Genomic DNA, 20,591 nt, shown 5'->3' with positions numbered 1-20,591 from the left:
TTCCCACATGGATAACCGCAGAGAATTTATAAAAAAAGCAGCCCTGTTGTCGGGTGCTGCAGGTCTGTACAGTGTATTGCCTTCATCGATACTAAAGGCCATGTCAATTGACCCAAAAGCCGGAAGTACCTACATGGATGCAGAACATGTGGTAATCCTGATGCAGGAAAACCGTTCGTTCGACCATTGTTTTGGTAGCCTCAAAGGGGTACGTGGATTTAATGACCCCCGGGCGATCGACCTCCCCAATAAAAATAAAGTCTGGATGCAGAGTAATGCTGCAGGAGAAACATATGCGCCATTCCGCCTGAACCTCAAAGATTCTAAATCTACCTGGATGAACTCTCTGCCACACAGCTGGTCTAATCAGGTGAATGCACGCAATGACGGAAAATATGACCAGTGGCTGAATGTCAAGCAGTCGGGCAACCCGGCATACGCCAAAATGCCACTGACGCTGGGTTACCACACAAGAGAAGATATTCCCTTTTATTATGCCATGGCTGATGCCTTTACGGTGTGCGACCAGAATTTCTGTTCGGCACTGACAGGTACTACGCCCAACCGCCTTTACCTCTGGTCGGGCACCATTCGTGAGCAGCAAAATGAAAATTCCAGAGCCCATGTATGGAATGAAGATGCCGATTTTGGCACGCTTCACTGGAAAACCTTCCCGGAAAGACTGGAGGAGAATGGTGTCAGCTGGAAGTGTTACCAGAATGAGCTGAGCATCAACGTAGGCTTTAAAGGTGAAGAGGAATCCTGGTTATCCAACTATACCGATAATCCTCTGGAATTTTTCGCCCAATACCATGTACAGCTGCATCCCAAACATCTGGAACAGCTGAAAAAACGTCTGCCTCTTTTACAGGAAGAGATTACAGCGCTGAAAACGCAGATTGCGGGCCTCGCTGCGGGAGATGCGTTGAAGGAAAAACTAACAAAACAACTCAACGAGAAGACGCTGGCTTACCAGAATAATGAAAAGCTGCTCCAGCCGGGACAGTTTGAGCAATTGCCAAAACAGGAGCAAAATATTCACCTGAAAGGTTTTGATACCAATAAGAATGATCCTGACTACCATTCAGTAACAGACCTGACTTATGACGACAATGGTGAACAGCGTACAATGAAGGTGCCAAAGGGAGATGTACTTTATCAGTTCAGGGAGGATGTGCAAAAAGGCAAGCTACCTGCTGTTTCCTGGATTACCGCTCCCGAAAATTTCTCCGACCACCCGGGAGCACCCTGGTATGGTGCATGGTACTTATCCGAAGTGATGGATATCCTGACTAAGAATCCTGAGGTATGGAAGAAAACGATCTTCATTCTCACTTATGATGAAAATGACGGCTACTTTGACCATATCCCACCATTTGTAGCCCCACATTCTCATAAGGAGGGCACTGGTAAAGTTTCTGCAGGAATAGATACTCGCGTAGAGTACGTTACGCTGGAGCAGGAACAGGACCGCCATGATTTCCCTCAGAAGTTTGATCGTGAGTGTGCGATAGGGCTCGGATTCCGTGTGCCAATGATTATTGCTTCGCCCTGGAGCCGTGGTGGATATGTGAATTCTGAAGTTTTCGATCATACCTCCACGCTGCAGTTTCTGGAGAAATGGCTTTCTAAGAAAACCGGGAAGAAAATAGAGGAACCTAATATCAGCGAATGGCGTCGCACAGTTTGCGGCGACCTGACTTCCGTTTTCAGAGCCGACAACAACGACAAAATTACTTACCCTAAACCGGTGGTGAAGGAAGAGTTTCTGGAAAGTATCCATAAGGCAAAATTCAAGCAGTTGCCCGAAGGCTTTAAACTGCTTACAACGGAGGAAATCGCACAGATAAACCTCAACCCGGAAGACTCAGCTGTTATGCCAAAACAGGAAAAAGGTATCCGCCCTTCCTGTGCGCTGCCTTATCAACTGTATGCAGATGGTATGCTAAGCGCAGATAAAAAATCCTTCGATATTACTTTCGACAATCAAAATGTTGTTTTTGGGGCAGGCACTGCGGGAGCTCCCTTTAATGTATATGCCCCCGGAAAATACAGGAGTTTGGATCATCCGGATGTGATGGATGACCTGAGAACCTGGGCTTACGGACTAAAAGCAGGTGATCAGCTCAGCGACTCATGGCCCCTTGCCGACTTTGACGGTGGCCTGTATCACTTGCGCGTCTATGGACCAAATGGTTTTTACCGTGAGTTTACGGGAGATAAAAATGATCCGGCAGTGCAGGTCTCCGTGGTTTATCAGCAGGAGCAGGGTAACAAGGGCGGCCTTACGGGAAACCTTGAACTGAAAATCAACAATACTGCATCAGAAGCGCAGACAGTAGAAATTACGGATCATAGCTATAAGATAAATAACCACCATAAAATCGCGAAGGCATCACAGGTGACAACTCAGGTTTTAAACCTGTCTGGCAGCCATGGTTGGTACGATTTCAGCGTCAGAATTAATGGAAACCCTAACTTTACAAAAAGATATGCAGGACGTGTCGAAACTGGAAAAAGCAGTTTCAGCGATCCTTTTATGGGTAGAGTGGTAGTTTAAGATATTTTCTTTTTTGATATGCGTAACAAATTTAAATTTGCAGAGACTAATCAAACAAGAAAACTATTTACTATACCTAATAATGAAACGAATACTACTTATACTGGCGGTCCTGGGACTGATGCAGAATGCACACGCGCAATTTGGCTTTGGCGGCGCGCAAAAGGTGACCATCACCGGGAGGATCACGGCTGTTATTGCCGATTCTGCTACTAAAACGCCTATCGACTATGCCACAGTATCACTGATCCGCGTAAAGGACAATAAATCAGTAAATGGTGCGGTAACGGATGCCAAAGGTAAAGTCAACCTGCAGAATGTTGCTCCTGATGAGTATAAGCTGTCCATTGGCTTTATGGGCTACAAGAGTAAAACGGTTTTGTTAAAAACAACCCCCGGCAAGCCGGATCTGAATGCTGGTACCATTTATATCTCTGGTTCACAAAGTGATCTGAAAGAGGTAGCTATTGTGGGTAAAACACCTATGATCGAAAATAAAATCGATAAAGTGGTGTACAACGCAGAACAGGATGTCACTACAGCTGGTGCCAATGCCAGTGATGTGATGCGAAAAGTTCCGATGGTATCTGTGGATATTGATGGTAACCCCTCGCTGCGTGGAAGTGCTGTAAGGGTCCTGATCAATGGAAAGCCCTCAGGAACGATGTCCAGCAGTGTCTCCGACGCCTTAAAGATGATCCCCGCAGAGGAAATCAAGAGCGTGGAGGTGATTACCAGCCCTTCGGCAAAGTACGATGCTGAGGGTGCCGGTGGGATCATCAACATTATCACTAAAAAGAAAACGGCTCAGGGCATCAACGGAAATGCAAGTGTATCTGCGGGCACACGCCAGAATAACGGAAACTTTAGTTTAAACGGGAAAAAAGGCCGTTTAGGTATCACGAGTAACTTCGGGGCACAATATGCGATTCCGCAGGATACAAGGGTGTTGCTGGTAAATGATAACTATGCGGCAAATACTTCATTACTTCAGGATGGTTTCACCAAAGCCAAAAGATATGGCTACAACGGGAGTGTAGGCCTCGATTATGATATCAACGGATACAATAGCCTCTCCACTAATATCAAATACAATGATTTTTCTACAGGGTCTGATGGTAGTCTCAATGTAAGCAACAGGATTGTGGATAGTCTTTCCAACTACCGCCGTATCTCTGAGAATAACATGAGTTTCAAAAACCTTGACTGGAGTGCAGACTACAGAAGGACCACAAAAAAAGAAGGGGAAGAGTTTACGCTTTCCGGTCAGGCTAGTTTTGGCAGAAACACAACCGACTTCGATACTTATAATGTTTTTCCTAACGGACAGAGCGGTGGTGCGATCATTGGCGATAACACAGGTAAGAACAATGAATATACCGTACAAACGGATTATACTTATCCCTTCAGTAAGAATGTTATCCTTGAAACTGGTTTAAAGGGAATCTTCAGGAAGATCCAGAGTAAATATGCTGACAGTGAACAGGATTTTGACTATAACCAGGATGTAGGTGCTGCCTATGGTGTCATCAGTTTCAAACTGGCCAAAACTATCGATGTAAAAGGTGGACTGAGAGCAGAATATACGGACATCAGTGGTGTATCGGGCTCATCGCTGAACTTTAATAACGATTATTTTAACTTGTTCCCCAGCGCAATTATCTCGAAAAAGATGAAAGGCAACTCGACCTTAAAGTTGAGCTACAACAGGCGTATGCAGCGTCCCAGCCTGAATTACCTGAACCCTTTCCTGAACAGAACGGATCCGCAGAATCAGTCGCAGGGAAATCCAAGTCTGGATCCGGAACTGACCGACCTGGTTGAACTGGGTTACTCCACATTTATTAAAGGATCTGTGATCAATGCTTCTGTATTCTACCGTACTACCATGGATGTGATCGAAGGTATTTATGTGCCGGATCAAAAGCTAACGACTTATTCAAACGTGGGAAACAACAGGTCCTATGGTGCCAACGTTTTTGGTTCCTACAATCCTCTGCCGAAATGGACGCTGATGAGTAATGTGAGTGTAAATACCTATAACGTTAGAAATACGCAAACTAACTTTTCTACCGGTACATTTGTCAATTACACGGTCTTTGGCCGTTCGGCAATATCTTTCAAAGGTGGATGGAATACTGAAATCTTTGGCGTATATAACGGGAAAAGGAGAACATTCCAGGGAACAGCAGGAGCAATGGCATTCTATGGCGGTGCCTTCAAAAAGGAGATCATGAAAAAGCAGGCTACTGTAGGTATAAATGTATTGAATCCATTTAAACGAGACCTGCATATCCGTACAGAAAACAGTGGGCCAACCTTCCTGCAAAGTACCAATATCTACTATCCGCTCCGTTCTTTCGGCGTAAACTTCAGCTATAAATTTGGTAAGGTTACTTTCACACAGCCTAAAAAGAAAAAAGGTGTAAACAATGACGACCTGAAACAGGACGAAGGTAACGGTGGAATGGGCGGAGGAGTACAGCCTAAATAATAACCGAAACTAATTTTTCTTCACACGTTTCAATATCATCCAGCTCAGCGGGTTAATCGAATACCCGCTGATGTTGTTTTGCAGCATAGTGACCGACTGATCATATAGTATCGGCACGACTGATGCATGCTCCATTACCATATTATCCATACGCTGGTTCAGGATGTACCGCTTTTTTGCATCCCGCTCGTAGTAACTCTGCACAAACAGCTTGTCAAATTCTTTATTGAAATATCCTGTATAATTCGGCCCAAAGGGGACCTTGTTTTTGGAGTAAAACACAGATAGATAATTCTCTGCATCAGGATAATCTGCAATCCATGAACCCCTGAAAAAGTTGACTTCGTTTTTCGCCATCAGCTCCCGCAGGCTTGCGCTGGGTCTTACATCAACCTTTACCCTGATGCCAAGTGTGGTGAGCTCTCCCTGTATAAACTCGATCAGGTCCTTGTAAGAGGTAGAAGTGACCAGTGTAACTTCGGGCATTCCCTTGCCGTTCGGATATCCGGCTTCTGCCAGTAGTCGTGCTGCTTTAGCGGGTTCATAATGATAGCCTTTTACGATGGTGCTGTCAAAACCGGGCATCCCCTTAGGTACAAAACCCGAGGTTGCCGGAGTGCCAATGCTGTTGCGCAGGTATTTCACCAGCTTGGGTTTGTCGATACCGTAGTTAATTGCCTGACGCACTTTTTTGAATCTCAGAGGCGAGTTTTTGACCATGGATTTGGAGGTGTCTACCAGGATACCTACATATTCGGTGCTGAGATAGGGTGCCTTGATCAGCTGAAATTTATCCTTGTACTTGCTGGTCATATTACCGCTCTTGGTCAGGATATCATCGCGATAGCTGCCATCAACGCTGTTGAAATAATCGAGGTCCTTTTTGATAAAATTCATAAAGGCACTTTGTTTATCACTGATGAAAGTAACTTTTACAGCATCGAGGTAGGGGAGCCTGACACCATTTTCCTTTTCCCAAAAGTGTTCGTTCTTCAGCAGTACAAGGATCTCATCCTCTTTCCAATACTTGAATTTGAAAGGGCCGGTGCCTACAGGGTGGCTTCTGAAATCTTTGCCATAATGTTCTACCACTTCGCGCGGCACTACCATACAGTATTGTGTGCAGAGCAGGTTAAGGAACGCCGGAAAGGGTTTGGTCAGGTTGATTCTGAAAGTGCTGTCATTCAGTGCCACGAAGTTGTGGATGTCATCGACCTTGTCGCTGAAAATCCATCCTCCTGAAGAACCTACCTTAGGATCTATCAGCCTGTTAAAACTGTATACAAAATCCGAAGCATTTACTTTTCTTCCCTTGCCATTCTTAAACAGCGGGTCGTCCTGGAAAAAAACATCATTACGGAGCTGAAACGTGTAACTGAGACCGTCCTCAGATACTTCCCATGATTTAGCAATTGAAGGCACGGTGTGGAGGGCGCTGTCTATCTGTACGAGTCCGTCAAAAATCTGGTTGATCATCCAGATGGCATACTGGTTACGTGCAAAGGCGGGATCGAGCGAGGTGAGGTTCTGATCGAGATTAAGGTTGAATACTTTCTTGCCCTGATCTTCTGCCGAAGGACTGCAACTGTAAAGTGCAATCACGCACAAAGTCAAAAAAATATCTTTTATAATTCGGGGCATCGGCAAGGAATAGTATTTTTGCACAAAGTAATAAATTAATCGGATGTCTTTTTTAAATGCTGTTATAAATAATGTTCAGGATGAAAGCCTGCGTGATGACCTTCAGGAACGCGTAGATATTGTTGAGCATAAGATTAAATTTATGGACAAAGTGCCTGTCTGCTGTCTGGACAGGGAAAATGTAATCAGCCCCGTGCTGAACATTCTGATTGAGGCTGCAGGTGGCGAATTAAAGTTTGATCCGGCAGAAGCAAAGGTGCTGATCTATCACGAAACACAGGTGAGCATGCTGGATTTTATGGGTGCAGTTCCTGCGTTGCTGGAAAATGAATGGCCGGCAGTACAGTACAACAGGGTCTATCTAATGGAAGATACATCGGCATTTTTGAGTGATCCCGAGTCTTTTGTTTCTTCACTGGAAGACGTGGCGGAGATGCTTTACCCGGGTTTCTTTGTGTTTGGTAACGAAGGAAAAACCTGGATGAGCTTTGGTATATAAATGGATTTGGCCTAAAAAGCGATAAACTTATCGATTTGTTCTCCGGTGAATTTTAAGGTGTCTTCCTTAAAAAAAGTATTGTTTTCGTTGAGTTCTGTTTTGATCGCGGGAATATGCAGACGCAAAGGCAGAACATGCATATGCAGATAACCGCAAACGCCTACAAAGTGGTCTATCCCCCTGATATTGCCGTATCTGCCACCAGAGATGCCGGTCAGGCATGCCTTCTTATCGTAAAAACTTCCGGGGAAATCACATGCATCAATAAAGGCTTTCAAGACGCCGGGAAAGCTTCCGTTGTACTCAGGAATGATGAAGATGAATTTCTCTGAGCGGTCCAGTTCCTGAAGGATTTTCCCAAAGGCCTCAGACCTCTTTCCAAACATATCGGTCTGAATAAAGTTCTCCGGCAGCTCCATCAGATCCAGAATTGTGGCCTCCTGACCCTTTTTTTGAATTGCCTGCTGATAATATTTTGCGACTTTCAGCGTATTGCTTCCAGGTCTGTTTGTGCCGGAAATGATGGTAATCATGTGATATTGTTAATAAGATGTTTAAAACACTTAGGCGTTTAACACTAATATTGTCATTTAGTTTGTATCTTAGCTATTTGTTAAAAAGCCCCTAAATATAGGAAAAAATAGCGTTTTTACACATAAAGAATCTAATTCACGAGTTCTCAGGGAATAATTGGTAATTATTAAAAAGATAAATGAGTAAAATTATTGCATTGGCAAATCAGAAAGGTGGAGTAGGTAAAACAACTTCATCTATAAATTTAGCCGCCAGCCTGGCAGTATTAGAGTATAAAACCTTATTGGTAGACGCAGATCCACAGGCCAATTCTACCTCAGGTATTGGATTTGATCCCAGAAGCATCAAGAACAGTATCTACGAATGCATTATCAATGACGTGGAGCCTTCAGAAGCTATTCAAAAGACAGAAACACCAAACCTGGACCTTCTGCCTGCACATATTGATCTTGTTGGTGCGGAAATCGAGATGATTAACCTGACCAACAGGGAATATAAAATGAAGGCGGTTCTGGAGAAGATCAAAGATGAATATGATTTTATCATCATCGACTGCTCTCCATCACTCGGACTGATCACTATAAATGCTTTAACAGCAGCAGATTCTGTTATTATCCCCGTACAATGTGAATATTTCGCACTCGAGGGATTAGGTAAACTGCTCAACACCATAAAAATTGTACAGAACAGACTGAACCCTGAACTGGAAATTGAAGGGATTTTACTGACTATGTACGATGTGCGTTTACGCCTGTCCAATCAGGTAGTGGAAGAAGTCAAAACACATTTCCAGGATCTTGTTTTTGAAACGATCATACAGCGGAACACCCGTTTAAGTGAGGCACCAAGTTATGGGGTATCTGTGATCATGCATGATGCCAATTGTAAAGGTGCGATTAACTATCTGAACCTTGCCAGGGAGATCGTCCGTAAAAACGGGCTGGTTACAGAAACCCCGGGCGTGACTTCAGCAAATACTATTTAAACATATTTTAATGACATCTTTTCAGCGAAAAACAGGTTTAGGACGAGGATTAAGTGCGCTTTTGGATGACTCTGAGTCGGTACATCCGCCAAAGAACGCGATGAACCCGATCAGTGAAACTGAACAGAAGGCTCAGCCTAACAATATAGGTACAATCAGGATCAGTGATATCACTACCAACCCATATCAGCCCAGAACTGAATTTGATCAGGTTGCGCTGAACGAACTGGCAGAATCTATCAGGGTCCAGGGACTGATCCAGCCAATTACAGTACGTGCTGCAGAGCAGGGCAAATACCAGCTGATCTCAGGAGAACGCCGTTTAAGGGCTTCAAAGTTAGCTGGCCTCACTGAAATTCCTGCCTATGTACGCCAGGCCAATGATCAGCAGATGCTGGAGATGGCGCTGATTGAAAATATTCAGCGTGAAAACCTGAATGCCATTGAAGTAGCACTAAGCTTTCAGCGTATGCTGGATGAATGCAGTCTTAAACAGGAACAACTGGGAGAACGTGTGGGTAAAAACAGGTCTACTGTGACCAACTACCTGCGCCTGCTGAAACTTCCTCCGGCCATACAGATCTCTATCCGCGACCAGAAAATCTCCATGGGCCATGCGCGCGCACTGATCAATGTTGAAGAGCCGGAAAAACAATTGTTCATCCACCAGGAAATTATTGATAAAGGTCTTTCTGTCCGCAAGGTTGAAGAACTGGTGCGCAGCATCAACAGTCTTCAGATTAAACCTAAAGCGGCTAAGCAGCCTGCAGGTACTTCTTTTGAATACCAGAAACTACAGCGCGACCTGGCCTCCAGATTTGCCACGAAAGTGAAACTGAAGGTCGGCGAAAATGGTAAGGGTGCCATAGAAATCCCTTTTGTGTCTAACGACGACCTGAGCAGAATATTAGAACTATTAGACTGGTAATGTCAAAAATCTTATTGTTATCGGTCTTCTTGTGCTGCACTGCTATGGTAGTCAGGGGACAGGAAGACTTTACTGTGAAGGGCGATAGTCTGCAGCGCACACCTGCGAGAACTGATACCGCACAATATGTAAACCTGGGCAAGGTTGCCGCAAGAAAGGCTGCACTGCGCTCTGCTATGATTCCCGGATGGGGCCAAATAGGAAACGGACTAACAGTATACCGCGGGATCAAAGTCTCCGCAATCTACGTCGGCGGTACATTACTGGCGATGTCCTACATGCAGAACAACCGAAATTATAAGGAATTTCTTTCCGAAATTCAATACAGAGAGGCCAACAACGGTCAGTCACCCAGGGGGAGCAGGTTTTCTGAATATCCTACCTCGGGTTTGATCACTGCTAAAGATGTTTACCGCAGGAACAGGGAGGTTGTCCTTTTTTCATTCGTAGCGCTGTATGCCGTAAATATTATTGAAGCCTATGTAGATGCCCGCCTGAAATATTTTGATGTGGGGGATAATATGGCCATCAAAATATCACCTTCCATGATCAATTCAAATGTCAGATACGGATACAATTCTTTCTCCCCGGCGCTAAAGATTGGCTTCAGATTATAAATACTCATCTAAATCAAACATACATACAAACATGAATATAGCTTTAATCGGTTACGGTAAAATGGGTCAGATTATTGAGCGCTTTGCCGTTGAGAGAGGGCACGAGGTTGTGCTTAAAATCGGCAGTAAAAATTTGGAAGAACTGACAGTGTCAAACTTAAGGAAAGCAGATGTTGCCATCGATTTTAGTCTTCCTGACGCTGCTATAAAAAATATCTATACCTGCTTTGAAGCCAATGTTCCATTGGTGGTAGGTACAACCGGCTGGTACGGACAGTTGCAGGAGATCAAAGACGAATGCCTCAGAAATAACAATACGCTATTATACGGATCTAACTTCAGCATCGGGGTAAACCTGTTCTTTCATATCAACGAAGTGCTGGCGAAGATCATGAACGACTATCCTGCCTATGATGTTCAGGTAGAGGAGATTCACCATACACAAAAACTGGATGCCCCAAGTGGGACGGCAATGACGATCGCAGAAGGGATCATCGGTAACCTGGAACGCAAATCTGAATGGGTAAATGAACTCGAAGGTCAGACGGAACTGGAAGTGGTAAAGCAGGATCAGCTATTGATTGCCTCACAAAGAATAGAAAACATCCCTGGAACACATACGGTGATCTACAGCTCCGAAGTGGATGAGATTGAGATCAAACATACAGCCCACAACCGTGCGGGTTTTGCACTGGGATCTGTAGTAGCAGCAGAGTGGCTGAAAAACAAACAGGGATTTTATAATATATCTGATATATTTAATTTTAAATAGCTAAAAATATGAATTTGAAATTCTGGCAAAAGAATACTGATACTGCGCCAAAAAAGAAAAAAACTAAAAGCAAGGAATGGTTTGATGCCATCATCTTCGCTGTAATTGCCGCGACGGTCATCCGCGTATTTTTTATTGAAGCTTACACTATCCCTACAGGTTCCATGGAAAAATCACTGCTGATCGGTGATTTTCTGTTTGTAAGCAAGGTAAATTATGGTGCCAGGATTCCAATGACACCGGTAGCTTTTCCGTTCGCGCATCATACGATGCCGGTTACGGGTACCAAGGCGTACTGGGATGGCGTACAATGGAAATACAGAAGACTTCCGGGAATACAGGAGATCAAAAGAAATGATGTAGTGGTGTTTAATTTTCCTGATGGCGATACCGTTGCCCTGGAAGCACAGGACCGCGATTATTATGAGATGGTACGTTCTGTAGGTCGTGAGGCTGTGCATAGTCAGTATACGATAGTGAGCCGGCCGGTGGATAAGCGTGAGAATTATATCAAACGTTGTATCGGTATTGGTGGAGATGTGCTGAGCATGAGCAACGGACTGGTATCAGTAAACGGGAAGGCGGAGCCGATGAAAAGGACAGGCCAGATTGATTACACGGTAAAGTTTAAATCTGCTGATGTAAACTTCCAGCTCTTTGAGGATATGGGCTTTGTAATTGAAAGGGATATCATGGCGATTTCTCAGGACAGCTATAACTTTGTGGGTACCCCTGATCAGATGGAGGAGGTAAAGAAACTAGATTTCGTAGCCTTCGTAACCACGCGTACCGCTGCGCCTGATGCTGCGGAACCAAGTGTGTTCCCCCAGGATCCAAACAGGAAATGGAATGCTGATAATTGGGGACCTATTCAGATCCCTAAAAAAGGATGGACAGTTAAACTGGACACCAATACCATGCCTTTGTATAAACGTGCAATTGAGATCTATGAAGGTAATAAAGTAGAGAAATCTGGTACTGGATACCTCATCAATGGTGTGAAAACCGATAGTTATACCTTTAAGATGAACTACTTCTGGATGATGGGTGATAACAGGCACAATTCACTGGATTCACGTTATTGGGGCTTTGTACCTGAAGACCACGTAGTAGGGAAAGCCTTGTTCATCTGGATGAGTTATGATACAAACGGATCATTCTTCAGCAAGATCAGATGGAGTAGAATATTCAGAGGAATCAATTAAAGAAAAAGAACCTTATATTTCGATGCTGCCTGCTGCTGAAACGCACCAGAAGGTATCGAAATATAAGGTTCTTTTTTTAAGATAATCTTGAGATACCGAGTTTATCGGCAAGTTCATTTAAATCGTTTACCACAGGTTCTACCAGTGGAATACCCGAAATTTTACGTTCCTTCTCAAATGCAAATTCCGGTTCCCCCGGAATAATCACCTTTTTTGAGGGATCTACAGTCTTTGCGCTTTTGAAGCGCTCAATCCAGTTATCCAGATGCTGCTTGAAATCTGCCGCAGGACGGAAACCATCCACACGCATAGCACCAAAGAAATGGCCGAGACCTTCACCAACAGGATTAGGTGATGGCTCCAGGAAAGCCACGAATGGAGGTGCCCATGGGCCATAATTCGCTCCCGATAGCACAGCTGTAAGGATATCTACCGTAGCACTTAAACCATAGCCCTTATGACTCCCATGGTCTTTGTCGCTCCCCAGGGGAAGCAGTGCTCCGCCCGCTTTCAGTTCATTCGCATTTGTAGAGGTTTTACCATCTTTATCCTGTGCCCATCCTTCTGGTATAGGCAGGTTGGCTCGCTGTGCGATTTCCAGCTTCCCATTGGCTGCTGCGGCCGTAGCCATATCCACCACTACTGGTGGGTAATTCCCCGCAGGGAAAGCATAACACATCGGGTTGGTACCCAGTAATCTTTCATTGGCATATGTAGGGGCAACCAACGGACTCGCATTGGTCATGCTGATACCGATCATATCTTTTTCTACCGCCATCAGCGCGTGATATCCGGCAATACCAAAGTGGTTAGAGTTTTTTACTGCCACCCATCCTGTTCCATAAGTGGTAGCTTTTTCAATCGCAACCTTCATGGCGAAAGGTGCAACAACCAGCCCCAGGCCTCTGTCGCCATCAATAGTGGCAGTAGTTGGCGTTTCATGTACCACACGGATATCCGGAGTAGCATTGATACGCTGCTTCTCCCAGAGGCGGATATAACCGCTCAGACGGGCAACGCCGTGAGAGTCTATACCCCGAAGGTCGGAACTCAGCAGTACATCAGCTGCAAGATCCGCATCTGCCGGCGGGCATCCCATCTTCAAAAATACATTCTTAGTGAAATTCCTGAGGTTTTCTTCTGTGAAGGTATATGAGTTCATGGGATAGGTTTATGCGTACAAAATTGTGAATTTATAGTCGAGAGGCTGGAAGGCCTGTAAAAGACTTTCAATAAAGTCGTCTCCGTAAAGGACATACATCGGGGCGATATTCAATACCCTTTCCTGCATCACTCCGTTTGGAAACAGCTTATCTTTCAGATCTTCAATTTGCTGTAGGGAGGTAGCGTGCTTGCGTTTCTCCGCACGCATCAGTTTTTTCTCCAGATTGCTTACTAGCCTTAAAGTTCTCACTTTGGCAGCTTCTGCGGACAGGGAGAGGCCTTTATCTATCTTATACGAATTCTCTTTAATCTGTTCAAAGATCGCGATGATGGCCTGTTGTTCGGCATCGAGGGTAAGCAGGTCATCTACCACGTTGGACCTGATCCATTGGTTTTTCAGATGTTCGTCAGTATCAAACAGACTGGTTGAGCTGATGCCCAGGTTTTCCATCTTTTTGGCGCTTCTTTCATCGATGATCTGCGCAGAGTTTCTCAGTAAAAGCACAGGGTAGAAAATGCCGTAAAAATCAAAATTCGCTTTGAGCTGCAACCAGTAGGTTACTTCTGCGCCTCCGCCGATATAGGCCAGGTTTGGCAGGATGAGCTCCTGATACACCGGCCGCATCACTACGTTGGGGCTAAAGCGTTCCGGATGCTGGTTTAATTCTTCTTTAAGGCTTTCTTTGCTGAAACTGATGGAAGTATTGAGTACTTTATATTCGTTGTTTTCTTCAACGATACGTTCACGAAGCTGGTCGTCCATATAGAAGAAATTGATCTCCCTTGGGTTAACCTGAGGTTTGTAACCTGCTTTTTCTAGGGCTTCGCTGCTTTCGTTGATCAGTTTAAAACTGTGTTGTTCGGTGATGTCACGGTAAACGATAGACGAGAACTGTGCTTTCAATGCTGCATCATCAGCGTCGGTACAGACCAGCCCTTTGGCTCCAAACAGGGCGTTGACCAGCTCACGTGTCGCGTTGGCAAGAGTTTGGTTTCCGGAATAAGCTTGATCTACAAGATCAGCCAGTTTTTGTCCGTTTTCAGAAATTCCAAGATAACCTTTATAAGCCACCAGGGCTTCAGTAATAGATTTTGGATTGATTCTACCCGTGGCACCTGCAGCTTTTGTCTGCCAGCTGATTCTTTTATCTTCTACTTTGACATTATTGATCTCTTCGAAATCATGATCTTCAGTAGCCATCCAGTAAACTGGTACAAAATTATAGGAAGGATACTCTTTTTTAAGGTCTGCGGCCAGCTTGATTGCCGTAACAATCTTATAGATGAAATAAAGAGGGCCGGTAAATATATTGAGCTGATGACCCGTTGTAATCGTAAACGTGCGGTCATCAGCTAATAAGTTGATATTTTGTTCAACCAGGGCCGAAGGCTTCAGCTGGCTGTATTGCTTCCGGAGTGTATCTGCCAGCAGCTTGCGGTCGCCCGAAAATCTGCGGTCTTCGATCGCCTTTTGAAAGCCCTGAAGCGTAGGGGCATATTGATAAAAAGACTTCAGTTCATCCTTTCCATCGATGTAATCTAATACAACAGAAGAAAAAGAATTTGTTTGTTGATAATTGATGTACCTGGGCTGCATTGCCACGAAATTAAGCTAATAAACTACAATTTGTGAAATGCCAAATTTATTTTACAATCTGTCCATATAGATCGAAGTCCTCCGCACGGTCGATACGTACATTTACAAAGCTTCCATTGGCAGCATAGCCCGTACTTGCATCGATTAACACCTCATTATCAACCTCCGGCGAGTCATATTCCGTACGTCCGATAAAGAAATCACCCTCTTTTCTGTCTACCAGAACCTTGTAGGTTTTACCCACTTTCTCCTGGTTGATATCAAAGGAAATTCCCTGCTGCAACTCCATAATGGCATCTACACGTTCCTGCTTTACTTCATCAGGCACATCATCCACCAAATTATGTGCATGTGTTTTTTCCTCATGAGAATAGGTAAAACAACCCAACCTGTCAAAACGGGTATCTTCAACCCAGCGCAGCATCTCTTCAAAATCCCTTTCAGTTTCGCCCGGGTAACCACAGATTAATGTTGTACGCATAGCGATGTTTGGTACCTTGTCCCTGATCTGGTTTACGATATCTATGGTTTTCTGTTTGGTGATCCCACGGCGCATAGATTTCAGCATGTTATCTGTGATGTGCTGTAAAGGCATATCCAGGTACTTGCAGATATTCTCACGTTCGTTCATGGCATCCAGAATTTCCATTGGAAAACCTGATGGGTAAGCATATTGCAGACGGATCCATTCGATACCATTGATATCGGATAAACGTCTTAGCAACTCATCAAGGTTACGTTTACCATAAATATCCAGGCCGTAGTAGGTGAGGTCCTGTGCAATCAGGATCAGTTCTTTAGTGCCGTTGGCGGCTAAAATTTTTGCTTCATGCACCAATGCTTCCATTTCGGTAGATACGTGTTTACCACGCATCAGCGGAATAGCACAGAAAGAGCAGGGGCGGTTACATCCTTCGGCAATTTTAAAATAGGCAAAATGTGAGGGGGTGGTCAGTAACCTTTCACCTATCAGCTCATGCTTATAATTTGCACCCAGGGAATGTAATATATTTTGGAGATCGTTGGTACCGAAAAAGGCATCTACATTAGTGATCTCAGATTCAAGTTCAGGCTTGTAGCGTTCCGAAAGGCAGCCGGTAACGATCACCTTGCTCACTTTGCCTTCATCTTTCAGCTGACTGTACTGGAGAATGGTATCAATGGATTCCTGTTTGGCATTATCAATAAAACCACAGGTATTGATCACCACAATATCGTCTTTACTGATATTATTTGCCTCATGAACCACATTCAGGCTATTTCCTTTCAATTGCCCCATCAATACCTCCGAATCATATAAATTCTTCGAACAGCCCAATGTGATTACATTGATCTTAGGTTTTTTAACGGGGATAATTTTAGAAGCAGTTTTTGTGTTCATTGTGTGTATGTATTGTTGCTCTTATGCACAGACTATTTAAAAAGTCCGTCAACAAAAGCTTTTTTATCAAATAACTGAAGGTCATTAACACCTTCACCAACCCCGATATATTTTACCGGGATTTTAAACTGATCGGAGATGCCGATCACCACACCACCTTTGGCGGTTCCATCGAGTTTAGTAATTGCCAGGGCATTTACATCTGTTGCCTCGGTAAACTGTTTGCATTGTTCGAATGCGTTTTGACCAGTAGAGCCATCGAGTACCAGTAAGATTTCATGTGGGGCACCCGGAATTACTTTTTCCATCACCTTTTTAATCTTACCCAATTCGTTCATCAGTCCGATTTTGTTGTGCAAACGTCCGGCAGTATCTATGATCACCACATCTTCGCCATTGGCTACGGCAGACTGTATAGTGTCAAAGGCTACAGAAGCAGGATCAGAACCCATGGCCTGTGCCACAACCCTCACACCAATTCTTTCGCCCCATAACTTGATCTGTTCTACAGCAGCTGCCCTAAAGGTATCCGCTGCACCCAATACCACTTTAAGCCCTTCTGCCTTGAGCTTATTGGCAAGCTTGCCGATGGTCGTAGTTTTACCCACACCATTTACGCCAACCACCATGATCACGTAGGGTTTATGGTCTCCGTATTCAAAGCTGCGGAAATCATTGCTGTTATTTTCTGCAAGCAGGAGCTGGATCTCATCACGCAATAGCAGGTTCAGTTCAGAAGTAGAAAGGTATTTGTCCTTTGCTACGCGGTCCTGGATGCGGTCAATAATTTTCAGCGTAGTGGTAACGCCCACATCAGAAGTTACAAGCACTTCCTCCAGGTTGTCCAGCACATCATCATCTACAGTTGATTTTCCTGCTACGGCCTTGGTGATCTTGCTAAGGAACCCTTCTTTAGTTTTCTCTAGACCTTTATTTAGTGCCTCCTGAGCTTCAGGGGCTGTTTCTTTTTTCTTGAAGAAATCAAATAATCCCATAGAAATATAGATGAAAACAAAAAAAGCCCTCCCATCAGAATGAAGGGACGGCTTTAATATGATTAAATATTAAAATTACTTGCTTGTTCCAGCAATAGCATCTTTAACGTGATCGTTGTGAACGATAACTTCTTTGAAAGAATAAGCACCACTTTTTGGTGATTTAGTCATCGTAACAACTTTTGAATATTCTTTACCTTTACCCGTTTTAAGGGTTGCAACTACTTTTTTTGCCATGATCTAAAAGATTGGAAATGTGTATTACTTAATTTCTTTGTGAACCGTTACTTTTTTCAACACTGGATTAAATTTTTTCAACTCTAATCTCTCTGTAGTGTTTTTACGGTTTTTTGTAGAGATATATCTAGACATACCAGGCATGCCGCTAGTTTTATGCTCTGTACACTCTAGAATAACTTGTACTCTGTTACCTTTTTTTGCCATTTTATTATTGTTTTAGTTGATTCGCATCAACAATGTTTTTTACAAAAATCCTTTTTTAACGAAACGGTTGATCGCTTCAGTAATACCAATTTTATTGATGGTTTTAATAGCTGAAGTAGAAACTTTCAGTGTTATCCAACGATCTTCATCAGGAATATAAAATTTCTGAAGTTGTAAGTTGGGATAAAACTTACGTTTAGTTTTAACGTTTGAGTGAGAAACATTAAAACCACTCATTGCCTTTTTTCCGGTTAAATCACAAACTCTAGACATGCCTTTAATATATATATTTAAATTGTTCTTCGCTTAATTTTTTAAGAGTGTGCAAATATCACAAAAATAATTGTAACAACCAATACTACACAAGATTATTTTTGAAAATAATGCAGAATTCCTGCCTTCTCCTGGCATAAAGGCAGGTAATTTTCCCTGAATATCGGCGGCAGCTTCTTCCAGACACTTCCGCTGCCGGGTCTCAAGCTTCAGCCGGCCTAAAAAATCCATTAATAAATATTTATATACCTTACGAAAAATTTATATTTGATAAATATAGCACAGGAATTAAAGCACAACCAAATTATAACTAGCACAACCAAATAATCATTTTTATGCAAATCAAATCTTTTGCCGAATACGAAGAAACGTATAGGTTTAGCGTGGAATGGCCGGAAAAGTTCTGGGCCGGAATAGCTGAAGAATTCCTCTGGAGAAAGAAATGGGATAAAGTTCTGTCCTGGAATTTCTCCGAACCAAATATCAAGTGGTTTGAGGGCGCAAAGTTGAATATTACTGAAAACTGTCTTGACCGCCACCTGGCGAAAAATGGAGATAAACCTGCCATTATCTGGGAATCTAATGATCCTGACAAATCGAGTATAACTCTTACCTATAAAGTACTGCATGAGCAGGTATGCCGTTTTGCCAACGTGCTGAAAAAAAATGGCGTAGTCAAAGGAGACCGGATCTGTATCTATATGCCGATGGTGCCTGAGCTGGCCGTGGCTGTACTGGCCTGTGCCCGTATCGGTGCGGTACACTCAGTGATTTTTGGTGGTTTCTCCGCTAAATCGATTGCTGACAGGATCAATGATTCTGCCTGTAAACTGGTGATTACTGCTGACGGATCTTTCCGTGGAAACAAACAGATCCAGCTGAAAGAGGTCATTGACGATGCACTGATCGGATGTCCTACTGTCGAGAAGGTCATTGTACTGACACATACACGTACCCCGGTTTCCATGCTGAAAGGCCGTGATCTGTGGTTTGAAGATGAAATTAAACAGGTAGACACGGATTGTCCTGCTGAAGAAATGGATGCCGAAGATATGCTCTTCATCCTGTACACCTCCGGATCTACCGGTAAACCGAAAGGGGTGGTGCATACCGTGGGCGGATATATGGTTTATGCAGGATATACCTTCACCAATGCCTTTAACTATCAGCCTGATGAAGTCTTCTTCTGTACAGCTGATATCGGCTGGATTACAGGCCACTCTTATATTGTCTACGGACCGCTTTCTCAGGGTGCCACTACACTGATGTTTGAAGGTGTTCCTACGCATCCTACGCCATCCAGGTTATGGGAAATCATAGAAAAACATAAAGTTAATATCTTATATACAGCTCCTACAGCTATCCGTTCACTGATGAGTTACGGTACTGATCCATTAAAAGGTAAAGACCTGAGCACGTTGCGCGTACTGGGATCTGTGGGAGAACCAATCAATGAAGAGGCATGGCACTGGTTTGATGAGGAAGTTGGCCATAAAAACTGCCCGATTGTAGATACCTGGTGGCAAACAGAAACCGGCGGACTGATGATATCGCCGATCGCTTTTGTAACGCCATTAAAACCGGCTTGTGCTACCCTACCTTTGCCAGGCATCCAGCCGATCCTGGTGGACGAGCAGGGTAATGAAATTGAAGGTAACGGTGTTAACGGTAACCTTTGTATCAAGTTCCCGTGGCCGGGTATGCTGCGCACTACCTATGGTGATCACGAACGTTGTAAACAAACTTATTTTTCTACATATCCGGATCTGTATTTTACCGGTGACGGCTGTATGAGGGATGAAGACGGTTACTACAAAATCACTGGCAGGGTAGATGACGTGATCAACGTATCCGGACACAGAATCGGTACTGCCGAAGTGGAAAATGCGATAAACATGCATGCCGGCGTTGTGGAGAGTGCTGTGGTTGGTTATCCGCATGAGATTAAAGGACAAGGGATTTTTGCCTTTATCATCTATCCGAAGCTGCACAATGAGTCTGACCTTACCAAAAAAGATATTCTGCAAACGGTAACCCGTGTGATCGGGGCTATTGCCAAACCTGACAAGATTGTCTTTGTCAGTGGCCTGCCTAAAACGCGCTCCGGCAAGATCATGCGCAGGATTCTGAGAAAGATCGCGGAAGGTGAAACTACAAACCTTGGTGATACAAGTACCTTACTTGATCCGGCAGTAGTAGAAGAGATTATTGTTGCAGCCAAGCAGTTGTAACCGGCCTTTTACAAACAAATTCTTATCCCTGGTGTTGTTTAGGTAGTTCAATAGTTAACGAAAAAACATATACCATGGATAAGTTAGAATTAAAAGGAAAGTGGAACGAGTTGAAGGGTAAAGTAAAACAAGCTTATGGCGATCTTACCGATGATGATTTGAAACATGAAGAAGGTAAAGATGATGAGCTTTATGGAAGGATTCAACAGAAGACCGGTAAAACCCGTGATGAGGTCATTGATTGGCTGAAGTCATTATAAACATAACAATT

General features: G+C 43.8%; 19 protein-coding genes. 10 read left to right on the top strand and 9 right to left on the bottom strand.

Annotated features, from left to right (window positions below; genetic code table 11):
* The first annotated feature begins 7 nt into the window (after positions 1–7).
* Both OQY15_RS18555 and OQY15_RS18550 read left to right on the top strand, forming a co-directional pair.
* Positions 8–2,560, top strand: coding sequence for a phospholipase C, phosphocholine-specific (locus tag OQY15_RS18555; protein WP_265793425.1), 2,553 nt, complete (start codon positions 8–10; stop codon positions 2,558–2,560).
* Positions 2,561–2,642: 82 nt separating this feature from the next.
* Positions 2,643–5,054 (top strand): outer membrane beta-barrel family protein, encoded by a 2,412-nt coding sequence (locus OQY15_RS18550; protein ID WP_265793424.1) that lies wholly within the window; start codon positions 2,643–2,645, stop codon positions 5,052–5,054.
* 9 nt (positions 5,055–5,063) lie between these two features.
* Here the strand turns inward: OQY15_RS18550 and OQY15_RS18545 are convergent, their stop codons facing one another.
* Positions 5,064–6,656, bottom strand: coding sequence for an ABC transporter substrate-binding protein (locus OQY15_RS18545; RefSeq protein ID WP_322973381.1), 1,593 nt, complete (start codon positions 6,654–6,656; stop codon positions 5,064–5,066).
* A gap of 82 nt (positions 6,657–6,738) precedes the next feature.
* Between OQY15_RS18545 and OQY15_RS18540 the strand changes: the two genes are divergently transcribed.
* Entirely contained in the window at positions 6,739–7,194 is a 456-nt protein-coding gene (locus OQY15_RS18540; protein ID WP_265793422.1) for a hypothetical protein, read from the top strand.
* Positions 7,195–7,205: 11 nt separating this feature from the next.
* Here OQY15_RS18540 and OQY15_RS18535 read toward each other — a convergent pair whose 3' ends face one another.
* Positions 7,206–7,727, bottom strand: coding sequence for an NAD(P)H-dependent oxidoreductase (locus tag OQY15_RS18535; protein ID WP_265793421.1), 522 nt, complete (start codon positions 7,725–7,727; stop codon positions 7,206–7,208).
* Between the two features lie 179 nt (positions 7,728–7,906).
* On the opposite strand from OQY15_RS18535, the gene OQY15_RS18530 reads away from it, so the two are divergent.
* Genes OQY15_RS18530 through lepB form a run of 5 tightly spaced genes read left to right on the top strand, consistent with a single transcriptional unit; the run spans position 7,907 to position 12,235 of the window.
* Positions 7,907–8,713 carry an AAA family ATPase gene (locus tag OQY15_RS18530; RefSeq protein ID WP_265793420.1) on the top strand — a complete coding sequence of 269 codons (807 nt, stop codon included), beginning with the start codon at positions 7,907–7,909 and terminating at the stop codon, positions 8,711–8,713.
* A 10-nt stretch (positions 8,714–8,723) separates the two neighbouring features.
* A complete protein-coding gene (locus OQY15_RS18525; protein ID WP_265793419.1) occupies positions 8,724–9,641 on the top strand; it encodes a ParB/RepB/Spo0J family partition protein in 918 nt (305 codons plus the stop codon).
* Positions 9,641–10,258: a DUF5683 domain-containing protein gene (locus OQY15_RS18520; protein WP_265793418.1), complete on the top strand. Its 618-nt coding sequence runs from the start codon at positions 9,641–9,643 to the stop codon at positions 10,256–10,258. The genes OQY15_RS18525 and OQY15_RS18520 overlap by 1 nt, the downstream gene beginning before the upstream one ends.
* A 31-nt stretch (positions 10,259–10,289) precedes the next feature.
* Positions 10,290–11,030 carry a 4-hydroxy-tetrahydrodipicolinate reductase gene (gene dapB, locus OQY15_RS18515; RefSeq protein ID WP_265793417.1) on the top strand — a complete coding sequence of 247 codons (741 nt, stop codon included), beginning with the start codon at positions 10,290–10,292 and terminating at the stop codon, positions 11,028–11,030.
* Between the two features lie 8 nt (positions 11,031–11,038).
* Entirely contained in the window at positions 11,039–12,235 is a 1,197-nt protein-coding gene (gene lepB / locus OQY15_RS18510; RefSeq protein ID WP_265793416.1) for a signal peptidase I, read from the top strand.
* 76 nt (positions 12,236–12,311) lie between these two features.
* On the opposite strand, the gene OQY15_RS18505 is transcribed toward lepB, so the two are convergent.
* The 7 genes from OQY15_RS18505 to rpmB form a co-directional block, all read right to left on the bottom strand.
* Positions 12,312–13,397 carry an Ldh family oxidoreductase gene (locus OQY15_RS18505; protein ID WP_265793415.1) on the bottom strand — a complete coding sequence of 362 codons (1,086 nt, stop codon included), beginning with the start codon at positions 13,395–13,397 and terminating at the stop codon, positions 12,312–12,314.
* A gap of 9 nt (positions 13,398–13,406) precedes the next feature.
* Entirely contained in the window at positions 13,407–14,996 is a 1,590-nt protein-coding gene (gene bshC, locus OQY15_RS18500) for a bacillithiol biosynthesis cysteine-adding enzyme BshC (RefSeq protein ID WP_265793414.1), read from the bottom strand.
* Between the two features lie 46 nt (positions 14,997–15,042).
* Positions 15,043–16,377: a 30S ribosomal protein S12 methylthiotransferase RimO gene (gene rimO, locus OQY15_RS18495; RefSeq protein ID WP_265793413.1), complete on the bottom strand. Its 1,335-nt coding sequence runs from the start codon at positions 16,375–16,377 to the stop codon at positions 15,043–15,045.
* Positions 16,378–16,409: 32 nt separating this feature from the next.
* A complete protein-coding gene (ftsY, locus tag OQY15_RS18490) occupies positions 16,410–17,372 on the bottom strand; it encodes a signal recognition particle-docking protein FtsY (RefSeq protein ID WP_265793412.1) in 963 nt (320 codons plus the stop codon).
* Between the two features lie 75 nt (positions 17,373–17,447).
* On the bottom strand, positions 17,448–17,609 hold the full coding sequence (locus OQY15_RS18485) for a DUF4295 domain-containing protein (protein WP_090556573.1): 162 nt from the start codon (positions 17,607–17,609) through the stop codon (positions 17,448–17,450).
* 24 nt (positions 17,610–17,633) lie between these two features.
* Positions 17,634–17,816: a 50S ribosomal protein L33 gene (rpmG, locus tag OQY15_RS18480; RefSeq protein WP_008242799.1), complete on the bottom strand. Its 183-nt coding sequence runs from the start codon at positions 17,814–17,816 to the stop codon at positions 17,634–17,636.
* A 39-nt stretch (positions 17,817–17,855) separates the two neighbouring features.
* Positions 17,856–18,089 carry a 50S ribosomal protein L28 gene (rpmB, locus tag OQY15_RS18475; RefSeq protein WP_037437638.1) on the bottom strand — a complete coding sequence of 78 codons (234 nt, stop codon included), beginning with the start codon at positions 18,087–18,089 and terminating at the stop codon, positions 17,856–17,858.
* Positions 18,090–18,424: 335 nt separating this feature from the next.
* Here rpmB and acs point away from each other — a divergent pair, with 335 nt between their 5' ends.
* Both acs and OQY15_RS18465 read left to right on the top strand, forming a co-directional pair.
* A complete protein-coding gene (gene acs / locus OQY15_RS18470; protein ID WP_265793411.1) occupies positions 18,425–20,320 on the top strand; it encodes an acetate--CoA ligase in 1,896 nt (631 codons plus the stop codon).
* Positions 20,321–20,394: 74 nt separating this feature from the next.
* Positions 20,395–20,580, top strand: a complete 186-nt coding sequence (locus OQY15_RS18465) for a CsbD family protein (RefSeq protein WP_142530979.1) — start codon at positions 20,395–20,397, stop codon at positions 20,578–20,580.
* Positions 20,581–20,591: the final 11 nt, after the last annotated feature.

Origin of the sequence: Pedobacter sp. MC2016-15 (assembly GCF_026239695.1) — a bacterium.
Lineage (GTDB): Bacteria > Bacteroidota > Bacteroidia > Sphingobacteriales > Sphingobacteriaceae > Pedobacter.
The sequence above is the reverse complement of the archived record's forward strand: the minus strand, read 5'-3'. Positions and strand labels throughout refer to the sequence as shown.